At 54.4% G+C, this 22,319-nt stretch carries 17 protein-coding genes; 4 read left to right on the forward strand and 13 right to left on the reverse strand.

Annotated elements, in window-relative coordinates; genetic code table 11:
- Positions 1–164 precede the first annotated feature (164 nt).
- The 3 genes from asnS (at position 165) to aspC (ending at position 4,707) form a co-directional block, all read left to right on the forward strand.
- On the forward strand, positions 165–1,565 hold the full coding sequence (asnS, locus tag C3708_RS05370) for an asparagine--tRNA ligase (RefSeq protein WP_095281459.1): 1,401 nt from the start codon (positions 165–167) through the stop codon (positions 1,563–1,565).
- 609 nt (positions 1,566–2,174) lie between these two features.
- Entirely contained in the window at positions 2,175–3,332 is a 1,158-nt protein-coding gene (locus C3708_RS05380; RefSeq protein WP_165790622.1) for a porin, read from the forward strand.
- A gap of 184 nt (positions 3,333–3,516) precedes the next feature.
- Positions 3,517–4,707 (forward strand): aspartate transaminase, encoded by a 1,191-nt coding sequence (gene aspC / locus C3708_RS05385; RefSeq protein WP_103946821.1) that lies wholly within the window; start codon positions 3,517–3,519, stop codon positions 4,705–4,707.
- A gap of 74 nt (positions 4,708–4,781) precedes the next feature.
- Here the strand turns inward: aspC and C3708_RS05390 are convergent, their stop codons facing one another.
- The 7 genes from C3708_RS05390 to cmoM all read right to left on the reverse strand — a co-directional run bounded on the left by C3708_RS05390 (position 4,782) and on the right by cmoM (position 15,415).
- Positions 4,782–5,429: an MBL fold metallo-hydrolase gene (locus tag C3708_RS05390; RefSeq protein ID WP_095281455.1), complete on the reverse strand. Its 648-nt coding sequence runs from the start codon at positions 5,427–5,429 to the stop codon at positions 4,782–4,784.
- Positions 5,430–5,444: 15 nt separating this feature from the next.
- Positions 5,445–5,996 (reverse strand): YcbK family protein, encoded by a 552-nt coding sequence (locus C3708_RS05395; RefSeq protein WP_167381229.1) that lies wholly within the window; start codon positions 5,994–5,996, stop codon positions 5,445–5,447.
- A gap of 175 nt (positions 5,997–6,171) precedes the next feature.
- Positions 6,172–7,995: a L,D-transpeptidase gene (gene ldtD / locus C3708_RS05405; RefSeq protein ID WP_103948708.1), complete on the reverse strand. Its 1,824-nt coding sequence runs from the start codon at positions 7,993–7,995 to the stop codon at positions 6,172–6,174.
- Positions 7,996–8,176: 181 nt separating this feature from the next.
- Positions 8,177–12,625 carry a chromosome partition protein MukB gene (gene mukB, locus C3708_RS05410; protein ID WP_103948709.1) on the reverse strand — a complete coding sequence of 1,483 codons (4,449 nt, stop codon included), beginning with the start codon at positions 12,623–12,625 and terminating at the stop codon, positions 8,177–8,179.
- Positions 12,625–13,329: a chromosome partition protein MukE gene (gene mukE / locus C3708_RS05415; protein WP_095281451.1), complete on the reverse strand. Its 705-nt coding sequence runs from the start codon at positions 13,327–13,329 to the stop codon at positions 12,625–12,627. Before mukE ends, mukB begins: the two co-directional genes overlap by 1 nt.
- Positions 13,310–14,632, reverse strand: a complete 1,323-nt coding sequence (gene mukF, locus C3708_RS05420; protein WP_095281450.1) for a chromosome partition protein MukF — start codon at positions 14,630–14,632, stop codon at positions 13,310–13,312. The genes mukE and mukF overlap by 20 nt, the downstream gene beginning before the upstream one ends.
- A gap of 3 nt (positions 14,633–14,635) precedes the next feature.
- Positions 14,636–15,415 (reverse strand): tRNA uridine 5-oxyacetic acid(34) methyltransferase CmoM, encoded by a 780-nt coding sequence (gene cmoM / locus C3708_RS05425; protein ID WP_103946823.1) that lies wholly within the window; start codon positions 15,413–15,415, stop codon positions 14,636–14,638.
- Between the two features lie 124 nt (positions 15,416–15,539).
- Here cmoM and elyC point away from each other — a divergent pair, with 124 nt between their 5' ends.
- Positions 15,540–16,319 (forward strand): envelope biogenesis factor ElyC, encoded by a 780-nt coding sequence (elyC, locus tag C3708_RS05430; RefSeq protein ID WP_103948710.1) that lies wholly within the window; start codon positions 15,540–15,542, stop codon positions 16,317–16,319.
- Here elyC and C3708_RS05435 read toward each other — a convergent pair.
- From C3708_RS05435 to msbA, 6 genes are all read right to left on the reverse strand, one after another.
- Positions 16,296–17,189, reverse strand: a complete 894-nt coding sequence (locus tag C3708_RS05435; protein WP_095281448.1) for a YcbJ family phosphotransferase — start codon at positions 17,187–17,189, stop codon at positions 16,296–16,298. The two genes, elyC and C3708_RS05435, sit on opposite strands and share 24 nt — an antisense overlap.
- 147 nt (positions 17,190–17,336) lie before the next feature.
- Complete coding sequence (kdsB, locus tag C3708_RS05440; RefSeq protein WP_103948711.1) at positions 17,337–18,083, reverse strand: 3-deoxy-manno-octulosonate cytidylyltransferase; 747 nt, start codon at positions 18,081–18,083, stop codon at positions 17,337–17,339.
- Positions 18,080–18,262, reverse strand: coding sequence for a protein YcaR (gene ycaR / locus C3708_RS05445; RefSeq protein WP_095281446.1), 183 nt, complete (start codon positions 18,260–18,262; stop codon positions 18,080–18,082). The genes kdsB and ycaR overlap by 4 nt, the downstream gene beginning before the upstream one ends.
- A 45-nt stretch (positions 18,263–18,307) precedes the next feature.
- Positions 18,308–19,537 carry a winged helix-turn-helix domain-containing protein gene (locus tag C3708_RS05450; RefSeq protein WP_103948712.1) on the reverse strand — a complete coding sequence of 410 codons (1,230 nt, stop codon included), beginning with the start codon at positions 19,535–19,537 and terminating at the stop codon, positions 18,308–18,310.
- Positions 19,538–19,580: 43 nt separating this feature from the next.
- Entirely contained in the window at positions 19,581–20,558 is a 978-nt protein-coding gene (gene lpxK / locus C3708_RS05455) for a tetraacyldisaccharide 4'-kinase (protein ID WP_103948713.1), read from the reverse strand.
- Positions 20,555–22,303, reverse strand: coding sequence for a lipid A ABC transporter ATP-binding protein/permease MsbA (gene msbA, locus C3708_RS05460; RefSeq protein WP_095281443.1), 1,749 nt, complete (start codon positions 22,301–22,303; stop codon positions 20,555–20,557). Before msbA ends, lpxK begins: the two co-directional genes overlap by 4 nt.
- Between the last annotated feature and the right edge of the window lie 16 nt (positions 22,304–22,319).

The raw sequence follows: 22,319 nt of genomic DNA on the forward strand, positions 1-22,319 counted from the left end.
CTCTCCACGGGGGCTTTCCGGCCCCCTGTCTCATTTTTTTCTAATTTCTTCTCTTTTCTCTGCGAAATCTGCTTGTCTGATGGCGGATGCCAGGTAACATAGATATCCCCCCTATAAGGGCGGACAAATATCTATTTTTTCCGACTATTAACAGAGAGAATATTATGAGCGTTGTGCCTGTAGCCGACGTACTCCAGGGCCGCGTCGCCGTTGACCAAGAAGTCACCGTGCGCGGATGGGTGCGTACTCGCCGAGATTCTAAAGCTGGCATCTCCTTCCTCGCCGTCTATGACGGTTCCTGCTTTGATCCTGTACAGGCCGTAATTAATAATTCTCTGCCCAATTACAATGACGAAGTTCTGCGCCTGACCACCGGTTGTTCCGTTATCGTGACCGGTACTGTCGTTGCGTCTCCAGGACAGGGCCAGAGCTTTGAGCTGCAGGCAACATCAGTAGAAGTTACCGGCTGGGTTGAAGATCCGGATACCTATCCGATGGCGGCAAAACGTCACAGCATCGAGTATCTGCGTGAAGTGGCTCACCTGCGCCCGCGTACCAACATGATCGGCGCAGTTGCTCGCGTACGTCATACGCTGGCTCAGGCGCTGCACCGTTTCTTCCACGAGCAGGGCTACTTCTGGGTATCTACCCCGCTGATTACCGCATCCGATACCGAAGGTGCTGGCGAGATGTTCCGTGTTTCGACGCTGGATCTGGAAAACTTACCGCGCACGCCAGAAGGCAAAGTTGATTTCGACCAGGACTTCTTCGGTAAAGAAGCATTCCTGACCGTATCTGGCCAGCTGAATGGCGAGACGTACGCTTGTGCCCTGTCCAAAATCTACACCTTCGGCCCCACCTTCCGTGCTGAAAACTCCAACACCAGCCGCCACCTGGCGGAATTCTGGATGCTGGAGCCTGAAGTGGCGTTTGCCGATCTGAATGATGTAGCGGGTCTGGCTGAAGCCATGCTGAAGTATGTGTTCAAAGCGGTTCTGGAAGAACGTCCTGACGACATGAAATTCTTCGCTGAGCGCGTTGACAGCGATGCGGTCGCCCGTCTGGAGCGCTTCGTCTCTACAGACTTCGCACAGGTGGATTACACCGATGCGGTGGCAATCCTCGAAAAATGCGGAGAGAAATTCGAGAACCCGGTTTACTGGGGTGTGGATTTGTCTTCCGAGCATGAGCGCTACCTGGCTGAGAAACACTTCAAAGCACCGGTGGTCGTGAAAAACTATCCGAAAGACATTAAGGCCTTCTACATGCGCCTTAACGAAGACGGTAAAACCGTTGCTGCAATGGATGTTCTCGCCCCTGGCATCGGTGAAATTATCGGTGGTTCCCAGCGTGAAGAGCGCCTGGACGTGCTCGACGCCCGTATGGAAGAGATGGGCCTGAATCCAGCCGATTACAGCTGGTACCGCGACCTGCGCCGTTATGGCACCGTGCCACACTCCGGTTTTGGTCTGGGCTTCGAGCGTCTGATTGCCTACGTTACCGGCGTGCAGAACGTGCGTGATGTCATTCCGTTCCCACGTACGCCACGCAACGCCAGTTTCTAAACGCAACTATTAATAACGGCCAGCAACTGCTGGCCGTTATTTTATTCTGCACTGTCAATTTATGTCAGCCGAAAGTCAGTAACTTCCAATTGCAACCCCGCCAAATATTCCACCTGTTACGTTTTATTTCCACGAAACATCTACGAACAAAAAATAAACCGCATTCTTATTGCGTCTAATGCTACTGAAATGCTTTAGCACAAAAAACAGACACAATGTCGGCCTTCCAGATGGCCAATGTATACAATAAGAAAAAACGCGTTGTTTAACATCTGTTGATATGAAGTGCCTTTATCAAAATTAAACATAAGCAATTCATATATATAGGAATGGGTTAGCCGTTTAATTCAGCAATCAGTTCTGAAATTTGAGGTGCTTCACAAAGTTCCCAATATTTCACATTTAGTTACACATTATTTCTTTTTGTTACTCAATCTTTATCTTTGTAGCACTTTCAGGCTAGCGAAACGGTTATATGAATGGAAAGATGCCTGTCAGATACATAAAGACACCAAACTCTCATCAATAGTTCCGGAAATATTTATTGACAGAATTTATTGACGGCAGTGGCGAGTGTCATAAAAAAACCAATGAGGGTAATAAATAATGATGAAGCGCAATATTCTGGCAGTGGTTATCCCTGCTCTGCTGGTAGCCGGTGCAGCAAACGCTGCAGAAATCTATAACAAAAACGGCAACAAACTGGACTTCTACGGTAAAGCTGTAGGCGAACACATTTGGACCACCAACGGTGACACCAGCAACGAAGACACCACCTATGCCCGTATCGGCTTCAAAGGTGAAACCCAGATCAACGACCAGATCACTGGTTATGGTCACTGGGAATACAACATGGATGCTTCCAACGCTGAAGGTTCACAGGGTACTAAAACCCGTCTGGCATTCGCTGGCCTGAACTTCGGTGACGCAGGTTCCCTGGATTACGGTCGTAACTACGGCGCAATCTACGATGCTGCGGCTTATACCGATATGCTGGTTGAGTGGGGTGGTGACTCTTGGGTTGCTACCGACAACTTCATGAACGGCCGTGCATCTGGCTTGCTGACCTACCGTAACAGCAACTTCTTCGGTCTGGTTGATGGCCTGGCTATCGCCTTGCAGTACCAGGGTAAAAACGACCGCAGCAATGCGATCGCAGCGACCTACAATGACAACGGCCAGCTGATCAACATCGGTCGTGGCGGTAACGGCGCTAAAGGTAACGGCGACGGCTTCAGCTCTTCTGTACAATATGATTTCGGCGAAGGCTTCGGTCTGGCAGCGGGTTATGAAACTGCTGACCGTACCAACGAGCAGGTTGCAGCTGGCACCTCTGCTGATTGGGCAAGCGCAGGCGGCGATCGTGCTGAAGCATGGTCAACTGCTGCTAAATACGATGCAAACAACGTGTATGCAGCTGTTCAGTACGCTGAAACCACAAACATGACTCGTGAAGCTGACAACAACTTCGCGAACAAAACTCAGAACATCGAAGCGGTTGTTCAGTACCAGTTCGACTTCGGTCTGCGTCCATCCCTGGGCTACGTTCAGTCCAAAGGTAAAGACCTGAAAGCACGTGGCACCTTCAACGGTGGCGATGCTGACCTGGTTAAATACATCGAAGTGGGTACCTGGTACTACTTCAACAAAAACATGAACGTGTACGCTGCGTACAAATTCAACCTGCTGGACGACAACTCTTACTCTGAATCTGCTGGTCTGGCGACTGACGACCAGGCAGCAGTGGGTATCGTTTACCAGTTCTAATAAGCAGCCCTCTCTGCTAAATGCCTAGAAAACAGGACTTCGGTCCTGTTTTTTTTATGGCTGAAGTAAAAAATGGCGACTTTTGAAAAGGCGCACGCTTTTTGTCGCAAACGGTTGGCATTTTGTAAATCTACCGTTAACCTGATAGCGGATTTCACTTCTGTAATCACAATGGAACCTCGTCATGTTTGAGAACATTACCGCCGCCCCTGCCGACCCTATTCTGGGCCTGGCCGATCTGTTTCGTGCCGATGACCGCCCTGGAAAAATAAACCTGGGTATTGGTGTCTATAAAGATGAAACCGGTAAAACTCCGGTTCTGACCAGCGTCAAAAAAGCCGAGCAGTATCTGCTGGAAAATGAAAACACCAAAAACTACCTCGGTATCGACGGTATTCCGGAGTTTGGTCGTTGCACTCAGGAACTGCTGTTTGGAAAAGGCAGCACGCTTATTAGCGATAAACGTGCTCGCACAGCCCAAACGCCTGGCGGTACTGGCGCACTTCGCGTCGCAGCGGATTTCCTCGCGAAGAATACCTCTGTGAAACGCGTTTGGGTAAGCAATCCGAGCTGGCCGAACCACAAGAGCGTGTTTAACTCTGCGGGTCTGGAAGTGCGTGAATATGCTTATTATGACGCGGCGAACCATACTCTTGACTTCGACGGCCTGCTGGCTAGCCTGAGCGAAGCACAGGCCGGTGACGTAGTGTTGTTCCACGGCTGCTGCCACAACCCAACCGGTATCGATCCGACGCTGGAACAGTGGGAACAACTGGCGAAACTCTCTGTAGAGAAAGGCTGGCTGCCGCTGTTCGACTTCGCCTATCAGGGCTTCGCGCGTGGTCTGGAAGAAGATGCTGAAGGTCTGCGTGCTTTTTCCGCTGTTCATCAGGAACTGATCGTGGCGAGTTCTTATTCCAAGAACTTTGGTCTGTATAATGAGCGCGTCGGTGCCTGTACGCTGGTGGCTGCCGATGAGCAAACCGTTGATCGTGCCTTCAGCCAGATGAAATCTGTCATTCGCGCCAACTACTCTAACCCACCGGCGCACGGCGCTTCTGTCGTGGCGACAATCCTGAGCAATGACGCGCTGCGCGCCATCTGGGAACAGGAACTGAACGACATGCGTCAGCGCATTCAGCGCATGCGTCTGCTGTTCGTGAATACGCTGGCTGAGAAAGGCGCGGACCGCGACTTTAGCTTTATCATCAAACAAAACGGGATGTTCTCGTTCAGCGGCCTGACTAAAGAACAAGTTCTGCGTCTGCGCGAAGAGTTTGGTGTGTACGCTGTGGCTTCAGGACGTGTGAACGTGGCAGGTATGACGCCAGACAACATGGCCCCGCTGTGCGAAGCCATTGTCGCTGTGCTGTAAAAGTCTTTCGGGTGGCGCTTGCGCTTGCCCGACCTACAAAAAAGCCTGCAATGTGCAGGCTTTTTTAATGGGATTTACCAGACAGGCATTTCATCCTGCAGAAACGGGTTATGTGCCCGCTCATATCCTAACGTCGACATCGGGCCATGCCCTGCAATAAACGTCACGTCATCGCCCAACGGCAATAGCTTCTGCTTAATTGACTGGATCAGCTGACCGTGGTCACCGCGCGGGAAATCGCTGCGTCCTACGCCGCCTTTGAAAATCACGTCGCCAGAAATGAGCAAGCGTGATTGAGCATCAAAGAAGACGATATGCCCCGGCGTATGGCCAGGACAGTGCAATACCTGTAGCGTCACGTTTCCGACATTAACGCTCTCGCCTTCGTTTAACCAGCGATCGGGCGTCAGTGGCTGACACTCATCAAGGCCAAACATACGGCTTTGGGCAGGCAACCCTTGCAGCCAGAACTCATCTTCTTTTTCCGGTCCAATCACTGGCACACCGTAATGTTGCGCCAGCTCTGCCGCAGCCCCCACATGGTCAAGATGGCCATGGGTCAGCAAAATCTGCATCAGCGTCACGCCGGACGCCTCGACTTCCTGCTTGATTTTCTCGGCATCTCCGCCGGGATCGACAAGCGCGGCCAGTTTAGTTTGTTCACACCAGATTAATGAACAGTTCTGGGAGAACGCAGTCACCGGAATAATACGATAGTTCATACTGCTCCTTCATTATTACCAGTGCCGTGTCGGCCCGGTATCAATATGCACAAAGTTGCTACGTGGGTAATATCCTACACCACCTGCGCGCATAGATAACGCGGCTTTGCGAATATTGGCTAATGAAACGCCTTCAATATGGAAATCCATCGCCTGTCCTTTCGTGTGATAGCTTTTTTTAGCTACCCCACGGCTATGGGCGCGCAGTTCGTTATTGGTATCAATAGAACGATAACCGGAAACGAGTTGCACCGGCTTGCGGGTTCCGAGCAGGCCCTGGAGGCGGAATAGCTGATCAAATAATCCTGGATCGATGGTCTTTATTTTATTCGCGCGGTAGTCGCGGAAAAAATGGTTGAGTCTTGCTAATTCATCCTGAATATAGCCTCTGCCATCGAAAAACTCCGCTTTCAACGTCTCACCGGTGTGAAGATTGTTGAGCGTTAAAATACGCGGACGTGGTGTCGAGAGGGTGGCAAATGCTGGCGTCGGTAAGATGGCCGCTGCGCCCAGCGCAACACCACCTAGCGCCAGCAGCTTGCGGCGATTAGCGTCAAATTTGTCCATGATAATCAGGTCTACAGGTCAATGTTATCGTAAATATGCTTAGCGCACGAAGGGCACCTTAACCGCCTGAACAGCCCGCGTCAAGGCACCCAACCCCAGTAAAGACGGGGCTTGTAGCCATATGCCCCCTTCTCTACCATAACTTACGACAATCAATTTCCTCGAACTACTTCATTTACCTGATTAATTGTTCAGCTTTTGACAAAATTTGTGCGCCGGATCGCGCTGTGAGATCGTAATTGTAAATATCTGTACGATATTGGGTCCGTCCATCTTCGCCAACAAACGCCGTCAGATAGTAAAGATTGACGGGAATGTTTTGCCGAATATTAACGTAGCGTGTATTCCCTTCTTTAAGCGCATCGGATATCCGGGTGTCGTTCCAGCCCGCATCACCCAGCAGCATATTGGCCAGTTCAGAGGCTTTATTGACGCGAACACAGCCCGAACTCAGGGCACGAGTGTCTTTCTGGAACAGGTTATGGTTTGGCGTATCGTGCAGATAGATGGCATCTGAGCTCGGCATGTTGAACTTGTATCGACCCAAGGAGTTACGCTCACCCGGCGCTTGCTGGAAGCGGAAAGGCAAATTCGACGCCGTGATCGTTGACCAGTCGACCTGGTACGGGTCAATCGGCTGGTTGCTGTTCCAGCCACGCATCATTGTGTAGCCGTGACGTTCAAGATAGCCGGGGTCATTCCATACTTTCGGCAGAATGTCTTTACGCGCGAGGGTCGGCGGTACGTTCCACGGCGGGTTCACCACCACATTATTCAGCGCACTGCTCATCATTGGCGTTTTGCGATCCGGGCGCCCGACAATAACTCTCGAGGCCAGCACTTCGCTACCATTCTGGTAATAGACCAGCGAATAGGCCGGAATATTAACCATAATCCCGGTCGATAATGTCCCTGGCAGCAGACGTAAACGCTGAATGTTCAGCGCCAGCACACCAGCACGCTGCGCAGGAGAAACATTCAGCCAATCGCGCGTTGACTGCCCAATAACACCGTCTGCACCCAGGCCCTGAGCCGCCTGAAACGCTTTCACTTCGGCGACCAGTTCACGATCGTAAGCTGCGGGTTTGTCGGCTGTTACAGCTGATTTCTTCTTCACGACAGGTGCTGATGGACTGACCACTACGCTTTGGGGATCATCACCCGGCAGCGCGATTTTCGCCCCTGCGTCAGACTCCCCGGAACGCCGGAGAATTTCACGCAGCGCCGGGACATCGCTACTCCACTGACCAGGACGCAGACTGGCGGTGCTTTTCAGCTGAGGCCAGGGACGCGTATCGGCTACCAGTCGGAGTAACGACTGGTGCATCGTGGCATACTGCGGATGCGCCGGAGCAAGGCTTGCGATAAAGCGTGGGAGCGTCCCTTTATCCAGCGCCACTTGCCACTGGTTGATCACTGACAGCGCAGGTGTCGCCAGCTTGTAGGGCTTCTCACTGTACAGCCAGCGGTTGCCATTGACCGGAATCCCCGCCACAAAATGCAGATAACCCATCATAGCGTCAGAAAGAACAACGTCGCGCGCATTCCCGGTGACGGTCGGATCGGTCAGAAGCTCCACCCAGGCGGTAAATTGCGGTTGGAAACCCGCGATAGCGACTTCCGCCAGCTGCTGCTGGAAGGCACGCACCGCCTCACGATCGTCCCACATCGGTTTCATATCGCGCGCGGCATACAGTAAAGTCAGCTGATTGAGATAGGCGGGTGTGTAACCCGAAGGCAGCCCGGATTGCAGCTGCTGGCGCAGCGCCTGCGTATCAACATTGGCTGGCAGCGGTTTGATCCCGGCCATGATTGCGGTCGCGGGAGATTGCTCCAGCGGTTGCAGCAGCGCAGTTGGCTGAGCCCCCATCGTAGCGGAACTGTCGACCGGAACCACTTCAGGCTCATCGGCCTGCGCGTTAAACAGTGGAGCGAATAGTAACGTCAGGCACACACTGAGTGCGGACAGCTGACGACTTTGAATTTTCTTTAGCAACATCCCTTGCCCCCTGTTTGCTTTACGACCTGCCCACAACACCGGGGCTTTTCTTCATTATAGAAAGGCATACACGCAACTGCCTTGCCTTATGTAAAGAAGTTTAAAGATAACGCAGCCCTGAACGCAAGTTAAGCAAATAAAAAGGGCAGCACCTGTGTGCCGCCCTTTTCATCAAAACGCTTTAAGAAGCGTCAGCCGTTCCGGGTAACGACTCTGGCGGCTGCGGGGCAAAACCGCGCAGCCCGACGACGTGAACATGTTCCGTATTGTTGAACACCTTACGCACCAGCTTATAGGTCGTGCCTTTTTCCGGGCTGATGTTCTCAGGTGCAGCGATGATCAGCTGCATATCCAGACGGTCGCACAACTCAAACAGCGTGGCGATGGAACGGGCATCCAGACGCGCGGCTTCATCGAGGAACAGCAGACGGCACGGAGAAATATCTTTCCCGCGCAGACGACGCGCTTCATCTTCCCAGCTCTGGACAACCATCACCAGAATCGACATCCCGGTACCGATCGCTTCCCCGGTAGACAGCGCGCCGGATTCCGCACGCAGCCAGCCGTCAGAACCACGGTTAACTTCAACTTCCATTTCCAGATAATTACGGTAGTCCAGCAGCTCTTCACCGATGGTTTGCGGCGTACGTTGCCCCATATCGATCTGTGGATTAAGGCGCTGATAGAGCTTCGCCAGCGCTTCCGAGAAGGTCAGGCGGTTGCTGTTGAACAGATCCTGATGTTGCTCGTGCTGCTCGGAGAGCACATCCAGCAGAGTGGCATGCGCTTCACGAACGTTAACGTTCAGACGCACACTGTTCACCTGGCCGAACGATACGCTCTGCAGGCCCTGGTTGAGCATGCGAATACGGTTCTGCTCGCGCTGGATGGTTTTGCGAATAATGTTTGCCACGCTGCGGGAGCTGATCGCTAGCTTCTGCTCGCGAGAGGTCAGCTCTTCCGTCAGACGGCCCAGCTCGATTTCCATCTGTTCGATCGCTTCGACCGGATCGTCCGTACGGATGATGTCCTGACGAATACGCTCGCGCAGGTGCTGATAAACCGCCACGAAGAACTGAATTTTGCGCTCAGGACGTTTCGGATCTTCAGACATGCGCAGCACATCGCGCAGATGCTCGTTATCTGCCACTGCCGGGCGCAGTGCACCCAGTGCCTTATCCGACATCGAACGCAGTTCGTCACCCGAGAGGTACGCCAGCTCACGACGGTGCAGACGACGTTCAACGCCGCTGTCTTTCACCAGACGCATGACCGCACACCAGCCCGCTTTGGCGGTCACAACCTGCTCGCGCATTTCGTGATAATCGCGTTCCAGCTTGCGCAGACGGCGGGTCAGGTTATCCATCTCTGCTTCGCACAGGGTCAGGGCTTTTTCCAGCTGATGACGACGGGTACGGTTATTGCTCAGCTGGCTGTGCAGTTCGTCGCGACGAATACGGGCGCGCTCTTCCGCTCCGCTGTCCGCACGAACGCCGATATCCTGCAGCTCTTTATGCAGATCGGTGAGCAGCTCTTTTTTGGTATCAAAGGAGCTTTTCAGTGACGCCAGCACCTGATTGTACTGACCGAGCTGTGCCGCGTGGCTGCGCAGGGCATCGCGGCTGCGGCTACGCTCCGCTTCCGCCTGCTCAAGACGCTGGCGCAGTTTCTCGTTCAAGTCGCTGTTGCCACTCAACATTTCTGCCGAGTCGCTGTAGCCAAAGTGCGCGCGACGCTGCACCACTTCGGTCAGCGCAAACGCCTGCTGGCGCGCATCACGCTGCACCTGCTGGGAATAGGCGTAATCTTCTTTCAGCTGTTCGTACTGTTCTGGATCGCTTTGCAGGACCGACAGCACTGGCTCCAGTTTCGCCAATTGATTGCCGTGCAGCTGCACAAAGCGCGCGGCTTCTTGCGCTTCATCCAGACGTTCCTGAATTTCATCCACGCGATCGGCCAGGGTTTCGTCGCCCAGCAGATTCAGACGCGGCAAGATACGGTTCAGAGCGGCGACGCCCTCTTTCGCCTGCTCAAACTGCACGCGGCTCTGCTGGTTATCATTTTCATGATTGCTCAGCGCGCGTTCCAGTTCGCCACGGCGGGTGTTCAGTTTGCGAATTTCGGCTTCAGGATCGGCCTCAAAGGCCACTGCGACATGGCTGCCGATAAAGCGGCTGAACGCCTGGTGTAAACGTTGGGTTTTCTGCACGTCAAACGACAGGGTCGCAAAACGCTCAGACAGCGTTTCACGTTCCGCATGCAGGCTTTCGATGCGGTTTTCACGCGCGGCGCGGCCAAAGATCGGCAGCGTCGGGAAGCGAGAATAACGCCACTGGCGATCGGCGACTTTCACCACCACCGCTTTTTCCAGTTCGTCTACGCTGAATACGCTGTCATCAAAGGACTGCGGGTCCCCTTCGATCAGATAGAGATCTTCCGGACATTCTTCAAGCCCTTCCAGCTGTTCAGCGATTAGCGACAAATCTGGAACGACGATCGCATGGCGGGATGGGCCATACAGCGCAGAGTAATACGGCGCATCTTCAAGGCTGACGTCGTCGTAGATTTCGGACAACAGTACGCCGCCAAAACGTTCCGCCAGCGCATTCAGACGCGCATCTTCCGCACCGCCAGGCTGACTTAAACGTTCAATTTCTTCATCGACAGCATTTTTACGCGCACCGACTTCATCGCGCTCAACAATGGCTTCGCGCTCGCGCTCAAGCAACTGTTGCAGATATTCGGTAACTTCCGAGCTGGATTCGAACTCTTCACCACACTGCTCGCTCAGCTGGTTCAGGCTGCTCTGCGCCGCCAGCCAGACCGGCGCTCGTTTCAGCAAGGTCTGAGTGCGTGACTGAAGCTGTTCCAGCTCCTGGCGTAGAACCATGCGCTGCTCGCTGGCGCTGGAGACGCTGTCGGACAGCGAGGCGATACGGGCTTCCAGTTCCTGATGCAGGGTTTCAAGGGAGTCGATATCGACATGCTTACCCTGACGTTTGCAGAACTCCGCCAGAAGACGCTCGGCCTCCTGCTGTTCACGCAGACGCTGTTCCAGCTCGTTCAGACGCATGCGCAGCGGCTGAACCTGCTCCGCCAGATGGCGCTGATTAACGCCGTCACGCAGCAATTCGCGCGCCACTTCCCAGGCATCACCGCGCGCCAGCGGGCCATTGATCGCCACGACCAGCTGATAGGCCTGTTCAAACTGACTGTGCGCGGCTTGCGCGACACTCATTTTTTGATCGAGGGAAAGTAGTTTCTCCGTCGCTTCCTGTTCTTTGGCGCGGAAGGTTTCCAGCCACTCGTCGGCACTGTCCGGCGTCAGATCCGGAAGATGGCACAGCTCTTTCGCGCGTTGCAGTGCTTGTAATGCCTGGGTGTACTGGATGGCGCGGGTTTGCTGAACATCCAGCGCTTGCTGGTAGTCGGCCAGCTGGTTTTTCAGCTCATCGACTTCCAGCTCAGCGGCTTCGGCGCGGGCCTCTTTCTCTTCCTGCATGTCGGCGGCTTCGGCCACCACTTCATTTTGTTCTTCGAGGCGAATCTGCAGCTCATCGAGATCGGCTTCGTAGCGCTCGATTTTTTCCTGCTGACGCAATGCGGTTTGCACCAGATTCAGGTGATCGCTGGCGGCCTGATAATCGGCTTCCAGATCGCCTTCCGCACCGTTGTGCTCGCCCAGTTCGCGGGCCATCTCAACGTGCTTGTACTGCTCAGCCACTAGCTGTTTGCGGGAGGTGAACAACTCGCGGCGATACTCCAGTGCTTTATCCAGATGGATGCGGCGCTCGTTGGCGTGGCGCATATAGTCCGCCGCCACGTAGTTGGTCGCTTCGCTGATCAAATGTTTGAACAGATCGCGGTCAGACTGAGTGACCCGAATCGCTTCCAGCGTCATGCGGTTTTCGCGCAGCGCGGCTTCCATGTCCTGGAAGGCTTTTCGCACGCCGCTGTTTTCAGGCAACAGGTAGTCGCGCAGAGAGCGGGTAATGGCGCTGGAGATCCCGCCGTAAAGCGAGGCTTCGATCAGGCGATAGTATTTGCTACGGTCCGACGCAGAGCGCAGACGACGCGCGACAACGCCCAGATCGAACATCAGCGAGTGGTAATCGGTAATTGAGTTGAACTGCTTGAATTGAACGCCTTCAATCGCTTCGAGTTTATCTTTCAGCTCATTGAGAGGTAGCACGCGCGCCTGGCGATCGTTCAGGGTTTCCGTCAGCAGAGAAGTCGGCTGAATCGAGGTTGGCAGCCCCTGAATAGCAAACGGTTTGATGTCGACTTTACGGTCACGGCCCGCAATTTGTTGCAAACGTACGCCGACCACCACGCGTTGATGGCGGGAGTTGATCACATCCAGAACCGAGTAACAGACGCCCGCTTTCAGTTTACCGTGCAGACCTTTATCGCGGGAACCGCTTGTCGCGCCCGCTTCGGTGGTGTTACGGAAATGCAGCAGCGTCAGATCGGGGATCAGCGCCGTGACAAACGCCGCCATCGTAGTGGATTTACCCGCTCCGTTACCGCCGGAGAGCGTCGTAACCAGCTCATCCAGATCGAAGGTTCGGGCGAAGAAACCGTTCCAGTTAACCAGCGTTAGTGAGCGAAATTTACCGCGTTCAATCATTATTCTTCCTCCCCGCTATCCGGCTGGCTTTCTTCATGCTCGTCATTGAGCAACAAATTGTTTTCTATCGGCATGGCTTCGCCGTCGCGGATCATGCGCAGCTGCGCTTCACGCGCGTCGTCGCCAGTACGCACATCAGCGCCAAAGCGGAACACGGATTCGGTAATGCGGAATTTGCTGCTGTCATGGCCCATAAACCAGACCATTCCCAGACGGCGCAGACGGTTCAGGGAAGAGCGTACTTTTTCCTGGAGCTTCTGACGGTCAAGGTCAGAACCGGTGGAACGGTTGTTCACCAGTTTGAGCAATTTGCCCTCATCGGCCAGGCTCAACAATTCGTCATACAACTCTTGCTGGGTGAAGATGCCTTCATTGGCCAGACGTTCTGGGCTGAGATAGAGATAGCAGAGAATTTTGCCCACCATCATGTCCAGCTCGGACAGCACCGAGCGCGGGATCAGCGTCGTGGAGCGCGGGCGCAGGTAGAAGAAACCTTCAGGTGCGCGGATCAGCTCGACGTTATAGCGGGCGTAGAACTCTTCCAGATATTCCTGGAAGTCCATCAGAAAAGCGTGATTATCCAGCTCGTCAAGACCAATGTGACGACCGGCACGCAGCTGGCTGTCCAGCGCCGGAAATAACGGATTTGCCAGCGCCTGGGCCAGCTTAACTGGCATCACTTGTTCAATATTTGTCAATGACATGCGCCTGTACCTTGGCTCCGTAATCGTTAATCGGCTGCCACTTCGGCGGCAGCCCGGTGAAATCTGCTTGCGCGACGCCCAGGCGCACGGCCTGGTCGACGACGATGCGGGCAATATCGAAATGGCGCGCACGCGGGTATTGCACCAGATAGTCGCGCACCACGAGACCAAGATCCAGCGGCACTTGTCTGGTTTTATAGACGGCGAGCTGTTCTTCGATCATCGCTGCAAGTTGCTCACGAATTTCGTTGAATTCTTCAAACTCCAGATCCGGCGGCAGTTCACCGGTGACCTCTTCGTCGCGCAGCGCCATCTCTTCGTCGCGCATATCCAGCAGACGATCGGCGTTGGCATAGGTCAGCGCCCACGGCGCATCGAAATAATTTTGTACTGACTGGCGCAGACGTTGGGCAAACACGCGGTTTTTATCCATGTCGATCGCCGTACGGATGAATTTATGCACGTGGCGGTCATAGCCGATCCACAGATCGATCGATTGCTGTCCCCAGCTGATAATACGGTCGAGTTTGCTTTGCAAGTCAAAGACCAGACGATCAACAAAATGCAGATCGTCATGGGCCAGCGTAGCGTCCTGAATGCGCAACAGGTTTGCCTGAAGTTTATCCCCCGCGGCTTCCAGCGTGTCCTGCAGTTCACGCAGCGTCCCGGAGGTTTCTGACAGCAACAGCTCACAGCTGGAGATCGCTGCCCGCCAGTCTTTATTCAGCAGCTGCGCGATATCATCTTTCACCTGCTGCTGCTGTTCATCCATCAGACGCTGGGTCAGATCGATACTGTCGAAAATTTCAGCCACCGAGTACTTCAGCGGGGCGTAGACATTGCGATGCCAGTGGAATTCATCGCCATTTTCATCCGCCGCATCGGCCGCTCGTTTCAGTTCGCCCGCCACAATCGACAGCTGCATAGAGAGGCGCAGCGTAGAAAATTCTCGCTGGCGGATGTAATAGTCGGTAATGCCGATGCCCAAAGGCGTCAGACGATAGATGGCGTTTCCTTCCGCCTGCTCGCTGGTAAAGCGGTTCAGCAGACGTTGACGTACCATCTCGTTGATTGCGTTGTTGGCACGCACGCTAATGGTTTCGCTGGTTTGCTCAAACGCATCACTGACATGGCGGAACGCGTCCACCAGTTCACCCTCGCTCATTTCTCCATCCAGACGTTCGCCGTTCAGCGTGGCAACCGCCAGCAGGAATGAGAGTCTGTCTACCGGCAGCGAGATGGAGAAATCGTTTTTCCTGGCCCAGGCAACCAGTTCGGGGACTGTCTGGGAAAATTCACTCATAAATTATCCTTGCTTCTGCGGCTTGCGCGCGATGACGTGAATGTATCGCCCAAGACTGATAAAGGGTTCCTGACGGCAATACCGCGTTTCTATTTCTGTTAACGCGTCAAGACAGTCGTGCTGTTTTTGTTTATCGCGCAGATAATCATGAAACACCCTGACGCCCGTTTTCCCGGTAATTTCCCAGCCCATCTCTTCCAGCCAGCCATAAACCTGCTGCGGATCGCGGGGGAAATCCGGCGAAAGCGTGCGCCGTTTCTTTTTATACATGCCCTGTTGTACATAGCCGAAATTGCCCACCAGTACGTTACGCATCAGCAGGCCGTTAGCATTGTAGAACATCAGCGACAATGCGCCGCCGGGTGTGAGCACAGACCACAGGGTTTTTAGCATCTCGTGCGGCTCGGCAACCCACTCCAGCACAGCATGAGACAATATCAGATCAACCTGAGATTCCAAATGCTGCGCAATGTCCTGAGCGGCGCAATGTATAAAATGCATGTTGTCGCTCACACCTTTCTCTTCTGCCGCGCGCTTCGCACGTTCGACCATTTCTGAAGAGAGATCGCAAAGCGTGACGTGATGACCACGCTGCGCCATCAAAATGGCGGTCTGGCCTTCACCGCCGCCCGCATCCAGAACCCGCAACTTTCGGTCACCAAAGGTGGCGAGCACGGTGTCGAGATCCTGCCACAGGATCGTCTGACGCAACTGCCCTTTGGTGGTGCCGTAAATGTTCCGCGAAAACTTTTCCGCGATGTCATCAAAATTGCGATCCCGCATTGGGAGAGTTCCATCCGCTAGCAGCAAAACCGCTATTTTGTCACACCCGCGCGGAGAATGAACCTCTCTGGTGTAATATCGCGTGTAATCACCTGCTGTATGGTTAAAAAAGGAACCAAAAAGGATGCTTTTTACCCTAAAGAAAATCATTGGAGGGATGATACTTCCCCTCCCTCTCCTGCTGATGTTTATTGCACTCGGGCTACTGCTGGTCTGGTTCACCCGTTTTCAACGCAGCGGTAAAATCGTCATTACGACGGGTTGGCTGGTGCTGCTGCTGTTAAGCCTGCAACCGGTGGCGGATGGGTTATTGCGCCCTATTGAAGATAAGTACCCGACGTGGCAAGGAAATCAGAAAGTGGCGTTTATCGTGGTGCTGGGTGGCGGTTACACCTGGGACGATAAATGGGCCCCGAGTTCAAACCTGATCAACAACAGTTTACCGCGCCTCAACGAAGGCATTCGGCTGTGGCTGGCTAATCCGGGTTCGAAAATGATATTCACGGGAGCCGCAGCCAAAACGAACCCTGTCAGCACGGCTGAAGCAGGAGCAAGAGTGGCGGAGTCCCTTGGCGTGCCGCGCTCTGCGATTATCACTCTCGACAATCCAAAAGACACGGAAGAAGAAGCTGCTGCGGTTAAACAGGCGATCGGCGATGCCCCGTTCCTGCAGGTGACTTCCGCCTCACATCTTCCGCGCGCGATGATTTTCTTTGAACATGCAGGATTACATCCGCTACCCGCGCCAGCGAATCAGCTGGCCATCAATGCGCCGCTCAATCCGTGGGAGCGCGCGATCCCGTCGCCTGCATGGTTAATGCACAGCGATCGGGTCGGTTACGAAACGCTTGGACGGCTCTGGCAATGGCTTAAAGGCTCGTCAGGCGAGCCAGGGCAGGAGTGATTTCGCGGCCATGTCGAAGTTCGTGCGGTTAAACCGTCCAGTATTCACCAGCTGCGCGACTTCATCCCACAAGAGATACAGCCAGCGACGCCAGAGGAAGGATTCTGAGACTGGCGCTCGCTGTAGATAATGCCACATTAAGCTTTCTGCCAGCGCGCTTTCACCTAAGCGGAACAGTTCATATTCGCGGGGTGCCCACAGCATAATGCCCGGCCCTACCATCGCCAGAAGCTGGTCGCTACGGGCATCCTTCAGCATGCTGCGCAACGTGAAATTACCGTGAATGAGCACGCAGTTATCATTAAAACCCTCAAACATCGCGGGCAGGCATTCACGTGTGCGGAACAGAATACGCTTATCCTGCATCGTCAGCCCGGTATTACTGAACTGGTTCAGCGTTCCCCAGAGTACTTCCACCCGTTGACGATACCAGAGCGGCCAGAGGTTTTCCTGGGTGCTGTCGACCGGTCCCACCAGTCCCTTGCTGTCCTGACGGTGCCAGGAGAGTAATCCTTCTACGATCTGGTCTTTAAGCTGTTCCCAGCGGTCCGGCGTTCGTGCCGGGGCTTCGACCGGCACACCGCGCAGGCGCTCAATCAGCAGGACATCGGGGCCAGGATGTTCTTCGTGGGTCATAACGCCATAAACGGTAGGCATTCGTACCGTGCCGCTTCGCGCCAGCATGGACATTTTCCACGCCAGCTGTCGGGCGACGCCCGGTGATGAAAAGCTTCTTGCCATTAACGGCATCGGGTTTCCGTTGCTGTCATACAGCGACCACAGCGACGTGTCCGCCTTCTCGCTCACGCACTCGACCCGACTGAGTGCTTCTCCCAGCAGGTGGCTCAGCTCAGCACGCAATTGTTCCATATGAGATTACCCCCATCAAAACTACTGCTTTCATAATGAGCGTATGACGGTTGGATGTCACCTTATGAGATCAATTAGAGAGAAGAAAAATGAGATAAAGCGAGGCCAAAAAACATCCCCCCGAACGAGGGGATGCGGGAGATGACGTTATTTCAGTTCTGCGCGGACGCGTTCGAGATCTTCCTGAGTATCCACGCCGGTTCCAGGCACTTCATGGGCCACTGCCACATGGATCTTTTCGCCATACCACAGCACGCGCAACTGCTCGAGCATCTCAATGTGCTCCAGCGGGCTTGGCGCCCAGGTCACGTAGCGGCGGATAAAGCCTGCACGGTAGCCGTAAATACCCAGATGACGCAGGAACGTATCGCCAATGGTCTCTTTAGACTGCGCAAAACGGTCGCGATCCCACGGGATAGTCGCTCGGGAGAAATAGAGCGCATAACCTTCCGCGTCCATCACCACTTTCACGGCATTGGGATTAAACGCCTCTTCCGCTTGGTGGATCGGCACGGCCAGCGTCGCCATTCCCACTTTGCGCTGGGCGAGGTTTTCCGCGACCTGACGGATAATCACCGCCGGGATCATCGGCTCGTCGCCCTGCACGTTGACAATTACCGTGTCATCGCTGAAACCGCATTTCTCAACCACTTCGGCCAGGCGTTCAGTGCCCGACTGGTGATCGGCGCGAGTCATACACACTTCGCCGCCCGCGGCTTCGACCGCACGCGCCACATCTTCATGATCTGTGGCAACGATAACGCGATCGGCACCGGATTCACGCGCCCGGTCGAGCACGTGGACAATCATCGGCTTGCCATTGATATCAACCAGCGGTTTGCCGGGCAAACGGGTCGATGCGAAACGTGCCGGAATGATGACAACAAAACTCATGGTCTGCTCTCTTCTGCCGCCAGCGTACGGGCTTCGGTTTCCAGCAAGACGGGAATGCCGTCACGAAACGGGAATGCCAGATTATCCAGTTTGCAAATCAGCTCTTGCTTATCCTGGCTGTAATACAGTTTGCCGTTGCACACCGGGCAGGCAATGATTTCAAGTAAACGGTGATCCATAGTTCCTCCGTATCAGTAATCGCTAAAGCTTACCACATTCCTTTTTCAGGCTATGTCTATTTCCCAGCCACTCCGACAGCCGTTAAACACCCCATCCGGCAATCGTGCCAGCGTTATCTGCCGGGCACCCTGCCAGACAGCAAATTCATTGAGTGCTGCGGTCAGCCCTTTTTCCAGCGTCGCGCTAACCTTCACGCCCTCTTCCAGATACAACGCAATCACTTCCAGTACGCCGGTTTTACGGTGCATTTTCGCGTCCATCCGCCCGACCAACCGCCCTTTATGCAGCAGCGGCAGGACAAAATAGCCAAACTGGCGTTTTGGCGCGGGGGTGTAGCATTCCAGACGATAGGTGAAATCAAACAGTTGTTCAGCGCGTTTGCGGTCCCAGACCACGGGATCAAAGGGTGATAACACCGCGCTGTGCGACGCGGTCAGCTTATCTTCCTGTGCCTGTGGCACCAGCGGGAAGAGATCCGCATGGAGCCACATTTCACCCAGCCGCTCGACCTCAACGCGCATTACGCGATGATTTTCTTGCCACCTTTCGAGTAAGGGTTTCAGCGCAGGCTGGCGCAGGCGATAGTAATCGGCCAGCCATTGCGCGCGGAAAATCCCCAGGCTACGAGCGCTGTTTTCCAGCATGACCTCTTCAGCCGCAGCTTGATTCAGTAGATCGCGCTCGTCGTCCCAGTGCGGCATCACCCTATGGGTGAGATCGTAAACGCGCTGGAAATTACGCCGCTCCACCACCATCACTTTCCCTGAAGTAAACAGCCCTTCCAGATGGCGCTTGTGCGGTTTCCACTCCCACCAGCCGCTGGTGCCTTTACGCGGGTGTTCAAAATCCGCTGAGCGAACCGGGCCGTTATCGTGAATATGGGCAATCAGCTGTTCGATTTCCTCAGCATTTTGGTGCATCCACTCCTGCTTGTACTTCCAGCCCATTTTTTCAGGCGCGAGCATCCGATGGCGTACCAGTCCGAAATCAGTGCGTGGCAAGAAACAGGCTTCGTGCGCCCAATATTCCATGAGCTGACCCTGGCTCAGAGCGTCATCCAGCCACTGCGCAGGGTAATTCCCCAGGCGGCTAAAAAGCACCAGGTAGGGACTGCGGGCAACGATATTAATGGTGTCTATTTGCAGCAGCGACATGCGCTGAATGGCGGAGAGAATATCGGCAGGCTGTGCGCGACGACGGGGCTTTTTCAGCAGCCCCTGCGCATAGAGATGCAGATGACGAGCGGCGCTAAGTGAGAGTTGCGGTAGAGACATGCGTTTTCCTGTCAGTCATCACGCTACCAGAACCGCATTCGACTTAGCGCACCAGCGCCATCAGTTCCTGGAGCAAGTGTTCGGGCTGTTCGCCGCTGAGCTGTGCATCAACGGGCAAATACCACCAGTTGGATTTGGCAAACGCGCGGCATTTAACAGCGTCTTTTTCAGTCATGATCAGATTCTGGTGAGGTGCAGCCAAAGGCTCAACGCTTTCCAGACTCAGCGCTTGATGGTCGGCGAGAGGAATTCGGTTTTCAAGCCGGGCTCCGCCCTGTTCTAACGTGGCAAAAAAGCGCGGAGGATGACCGATACCGGCCATAGCGACCAGCGCTGGCAGCGCTGTGATGTCCCGATGCTCACCTGTCAGGAGATTCACTGCCTGGCCAGGCGTTAATGTCATCGGTATTTCGCCGCGCTGTGCTTCACCGCCGTTCACAATCACCGCATCAACGGAACGCAGGCGGGATGCCCGCTCGCGCATTGGCCCAGCGGGAAGCCACCAGCCATTGCCGAAGCGCCGCTCACCATCAATCACCACGATCTCTTTATCACGCGCCAGGGCGTAATGCTGTAAGCCATCATCGGTGATAATGATTTGCAGCGGATGTGCTGCCAGTAGAGCCTGAACGGCTTCGCTGCGAACAGGAGAAACCGCGACGGGCGCCCCGGTGCGCTGGAAAATCAGCACCGGTTCATCTCCGGCTTGCTCCGTGGTGGTGTCCGCCGTCAGGAGCAGGGGATACTTTTCGGCTTTTCCACCATAACCCCGTGAAACAACACCCACGCGAATGCCGCGTTTGGTCAGTTGTTCCACCAGCCAAATGACAACAGGGGTTTTACCGTTGCCTCCGGCGGTGAGATTTCCCACAACCACAACCGGCACCGGTGCTCGCCAGGTTTTTTTAAGCCCCAGACGATAGCTCAAACGAATGATGCCGCTCACCAGACCGTATAGCCAGGAGAGCGGCAACAGCAGCAGCCAGAGCGGAGATTCCCCGGACCAGATGCGTGCAATCATGCGCCAAACTGCATTTTATGGAGCTGAGCGTAAACGCCACGGTGCTCGATAAGATCCGCATGGCTTCCGCGCTCGACGATCAAGCCGTCTTCCACCACCACGATTTCATCCGCCTGCTCGATAGTCGACAGACGGTGTGCAATCACCAGTGAGGTACGGTTTTTCTGCAGTTCGTCCAGCGCCGACTGAATAGCACGTTCAGATTCGGTATCCAGCGCTGAGGTTGCTTCATCAAGGATTAGAATCGGGCTGTCACGCAGCAGCGCACGGGCAATCGCAATACGCTGACGCTGACCGCCGGAAAGCAGCACGCCGTTTTCGCCAATGACCGTATCAAGACCGTTGTCCATTTTGTTGATAAAATCCATCGCGTAAGCCATACGTGCTGCGTTCTCGATCGCCTCGCGGCTGTACTCTTCCGTACGCGCATAGGCGATGTTGTTGGCAACAGTATCGTTAAACAGATGCACGTTTTGAGAAACCAGCGCCACCTGGTTACGCAGCGACTGTAGGGTGTATTCGCGTAAGTCGTGACCATCCAACAGGATTTCGCCTTCGTCGATATCGTAGAAACGCGTCATCAGGCTGGCGATGGTTGATTTACCCGAGCCGGAACGCCCTACCAGTGCCACCGTTTTACCCGCCGGGATGTTCAGGCTGATATTGCGCAGGGCAGGCGTTTCACGACCAGGATAGGTGAAGGTGACATTGCGGAATTCTACATCGCCATTAGCGCGCTCAATTACGCGTTTACCTTCGTCTTTTTCCTGCTCGGTATCCAGAATACTGAACAGCGTCTGGCAGGCCGCCATACCACGCTGGAACTGCGCGTTGACGTTGGTCAGTGATTTCAGCGGACGCATCAGCGCAATCATTGAAGAGAAGACGACGGTAATGGTACCGGCAGTTAATGTCTCCATGACGCTTGGGAAGCTTGCAGCATAGAGCACAAATGCCAGCGCCAGAGAGGCAATCAGCTGAATGATCGGATCGGAGATGGAAGAGGCCGAAACCATTTTCATCCCCTGCAGACGCATTTTGTTGCTGACTTTATCAAAGCGTTTTGTTTCGACGTCCTGACCGCCAAAGATCAATACTTCTTTATGGCCTTTCAGCATCTGCTCGGCACTGGTGGTCACCTGCCCCATCGTGTTCTGCATGTTTTTGCTGATGTTACGGAAACGCTTAGAGACCACACGGATAGCGATCGACACAATCGGTGCCAGCACAATCAGAATGATTGACAGCTGCCAGCTGTAGTAGAACATCATGATGAACAGGCCGATAATCGACGCACCTTCACGCACCACGGTAATCAGAGCGCTGGAAGAGGACGACGCGACTTGCTCAGAATCGTAGGTGATGCGCGACAGCAAGGTCCCGGTGGACTGCTTGTCAAAAAAGGAGACCGGCATGCCCATCATATGGCTGAACAGTCGGCGGCGCATGGTCATTACCACTTTGCCCGACACCCACGAAATGCAGTAGCTGGAGATATAGCTGGTGACGCCGCGTAAGATCATCAGTCCGATAACCACCAGAGGCATCCATAGCAACACTGAGCGATCCGTTTTACCAAAACCGTCATCCAGTAACGGTTTGAGGAGCGATAGCATGAAGGTATCGCTTGCTGCGTTGAGGATTAACGCGACACCCGCCACGATCAGACCTGTTTTAAAGGGTGCAATCATCGGCCAGAGTCGGCGGAAGGTCTGCCACGTGGAGAGATCTTTGTCGTTATGCATTCAAAAAACCAGCATT

Source organism: Lelliottia sp. 7254-16 (assembly GCF_002922995.1).
In the GTDB taxonomy this organism is placed as follows: domain Bacteria; phylum Pseudomonadota; class Gammaproteobacteria; order Enterobacterales; family Enterobacteriaceae; genus Enterobacter; species Enterobacter jeotgali.